The organism is Microbulbifer sp. 2205BS26-8, assembly GCF_030731025.1.
GTDB classification, from domain to species: Bacteria; Pseudomonadota; Gammaproteobacteria; order Pseudomonadales; family Cellvibrionaceae; genus Microbulbifer; species Microbulbifer spongiae.
On sequence record NZ_JAVAMR010000101.1, the window covers coordinates 1 to 2609 of the forward strand.

Annotated in this window: 3 protein-coding genes and 1 pseudogene; 2 read left to right on the forward strand and 2 right to left on the reverse strand. The window is 45.9% G+C overall.

All coding sequences use genetic code 11. The features are described from left to right. Positions 1-194: 194 nt before the first annotated feature. Both Q5Y71_RS16570 and Q5Y71_RS16575 read right to left on the reverse strand, forming a co-directional pair. Entirely contained in the window at positions 195-836 is a 642-nt protein-coding gene (locus tag Q5Y71_RS16570; RefSeq protein ID WP_306043189.1) for a DUF6624 domain-containing protein, read from the reverse strand. A gap of 854 nt (positions 837-1690) precedes the next feature. Beyond that, entirely contained in the window at positions 1691-1960 is a 270-nt protein-coding gene (locus tag Q5Y71_RS16575) for a hypothetical protein (protein ID WP_306043190.1), read from the reverse strand. A 165-nt stretch (positions 1961-2125) separates the two neighbouring features. Here Q5Y71_RS16575 and Q5Y71_RS17710 point away from each other — a divergent pair. Both Q5Y71_RS17710 and Q5Y71_RS16585 read left to right on the forward strand, forming a co-directional pair. Continuing rightward, positions 2126-2290, forward strand: a pseudogene (locus Q5Y71_RS17710) (transposase zinc-binding domain-containing protein); the annotation flags it as partial. Positions 2291-2347: 57 nt separating this feature from the next. Next, positions 2348-2609 (forward strand): transposase (locus Q5Y71_RS16585; RefSeq protein ID WP_306043192.1); only part of this gene is annotated, 262 nt, incomplete at its 3' end.

Consider the following 2609-nt stretch of genomic DNA (forward strand, 5'->3'; position numbering starts at 1 on the left):
GATAACTATTCAGTACACCACAAATTTCCAGCGGTGTTCGTCCAAAAAATACGGGACAAAATATTTATTTTTCCTCTGTGTCAGAGTAGCTTTCTCTAAATGTTCGCATAACTAAATTGTGAAAATTTCCTCAGGCTATTTTTTTGGCCTGAATGCACTCCCACAGAACGTTTCAATAACTCAAAATATCATACCTAGCTATCGCCGGATATAGTCGTCCCACACCTCCGACCATGAGAAATGGATTTCTTTACGCCATATAACTTTTCAACTATCTTTACATATTCAGACAAAGAGAGCATCCCCATCTCTTTGCGTCGTTTGTCTACATTAGCTTTATCCTGGATTGGTTTCAAAACAACTCGAGAATCAATTATATCAGCTTGGGTACCGAAAATCTGCTTCTTGCCTTGGTGAATAAGTAAACGGTCTGTGAGTAATGCAATTTCTTGCCCAGTTATACCATCACCGTTTAAGTATAATTTTTTAAGAGCGTACAGTGCCCGCTCTTTAAATACGTAATCTGGGGAATGCTGAATGATAAGAAAGATAGCCGACATCCCTTCAGCACCAACTGAATCCTTAGTGGGCCAAGAATATTCCTTTAGAATAGATTTTAATCTAGCCGTATTTTTTTTATCTACCTTATTTATTTTCTCAAGCAATTTTTTTTGAAAATTATTGTTATCGCACCCTGATTTTATCAACAACTTTCGAACTCTCTGATCTTCAACCGCCATCTCAAGTAATTCTTTTTTAAGCGTAATGTTTGTTTCTGCGAAAGAGAATGTAGATAATAATATGAAAAAGCATAAAATACTTAATTCTTGAAACATAAATTCTCCATATTAAATAAATCCTTAATTCAATAAATAAATGCAAATGATTCTTCAACTTACACTATGGTGGACCCCACTGTCTAGACCACGAGGCCCGCTTTTTGGGTCTTCAGGGGAATCTGTGGGTAGATTTCCCGCTCTACAGGGGCTCGGCCTCTAACCCGTCGGGGCTTACCCCGCCCTTGCTGGGCGGCAGGTGCGGTAGCGCCCAGCCACCTACGGGGGGTATTGGCCTGAACAGACAACCAAGGATTCTTCGACGCCTTCAGCTGCGTTCCTCCTCGGTTACCTGCTCAGACCGGAACCAGGAAGATGCATCTGTTGGTGTGTTTTGGGCAAGATTGATTTCACGAAAATTAATCACCAGAACACAAGTCTAACAGATGCAATTGAAGACTATTCTGAATCAGTGCCACAAATTCAAGTCCTTTGTGTACCAAAGCGTGCGGTGTTTGTCAACGAAATTGTCGCGACCATTAGTTATGCCGCCATTAACTCTCTTTCGGTAGTGAGCTGATTTTTCGGTGGAGGATTTAGCCATACCTCATTGACCTGATCCCAGTTCCTGGTATGCCGTGTCCATCGTTGTGGGTTGCGCTGTTTAGCTTCTTCATATACGGCATGACGATGCCTCAATAGCGAACTTTCCTCGCCACCGTGGCGCTGATTCGGTGTTACATAACGAACAGCACTATGGCGGTATAAGGAGAGCTAGATGCGAGAATAGGGAAATAGGCGCCACCCGAGTGGCGGTAGATCCCACCTTTCTAAGCTATTGACACTTTCTCAAGGCGCACAAAAAAGCGTACCCTTTCGAGTGCGCTTCGCGTGGTATGTTTAAATTTTGCTTTTCAGTCGAAAAGCGCAAGTAACGCCTTGTATAGTTTATGATCAGTATTAAAGGTAATCACTTTCTCGCCCTTGTCGTACTCCGCAAACTGCAAGAATAAACAGAAGTTTTTGAAGTAGTTCGCTTGTGTTGTTGTTGCGTGGTTCATTGCTCTTTGTATCTCAGTGATAGAGATTGCGCTTTTCTCAGTGGCTACAATCTGCGCAAGGATCGCGGCGAGCGCGTTATCAAGGTAGGCCGCTTCACGGCGACTTTGGTCGTGCCAACTCAAACAGAGTGCGCTGCCTACACCAGCCCCGCCAACTTGGATATCCTTGCAACCCCGGTTCTCCACAGGCTATGAGTTATCCGTCTACCCTCACCGCTCAAGCAGCTGCTCCGAACCGGAGATCTGTGGTGGCACTACTTTAGACGCAATCAACACACTATCCGAAAGGTGGTCATTGACAGCGTCTGCCGGGTGCTGGCCTGTGGTGCATCCATACTGGGCTTTGCCACCTTCCGCTGTAAAAAACTTAACTGCCCCCATACCAAGAGAATCTGCTTCTCCTGTAAATGCCGCTTCTGCAACACCTGTGGGGCCAAACGCACCAAACAGTGGATAGAAACCCAGCAGAATATCCTGCCCCAGGTTGACTATCAGCACATCACTTTCACCATGCCCGCTGAGCTATGGCCTCTGTTTAGAGATAACCGCCATCTACTCGGTGAGCTGAGCCGACGGGCGGCAAACTCACTACTGAAGGCCGCCAGGAAGAAGGGTATCACCCCGGGTATATTCACCGCCCTGCACACTTTTGGCCGGGGACTAAACTGGAATACGCATGTGCATGTGTCCGTCACCCGGGGAGGTCTGAGTGAAGATCACAGCCAGTGGAAATCTCTCTACTTCGCCGCAAAGAGCATCATGCCCCAGTGGC

Excerpts from the sequence above, each read along its gene's own strand:
- Q5Y71_RS16570 (WP_306043189.1), bottom strand. The coding sequence starts at position 836 with ATGTTTCAAGAATTAAGTATTTTATGCTTTTTCATATTATTATCTACA.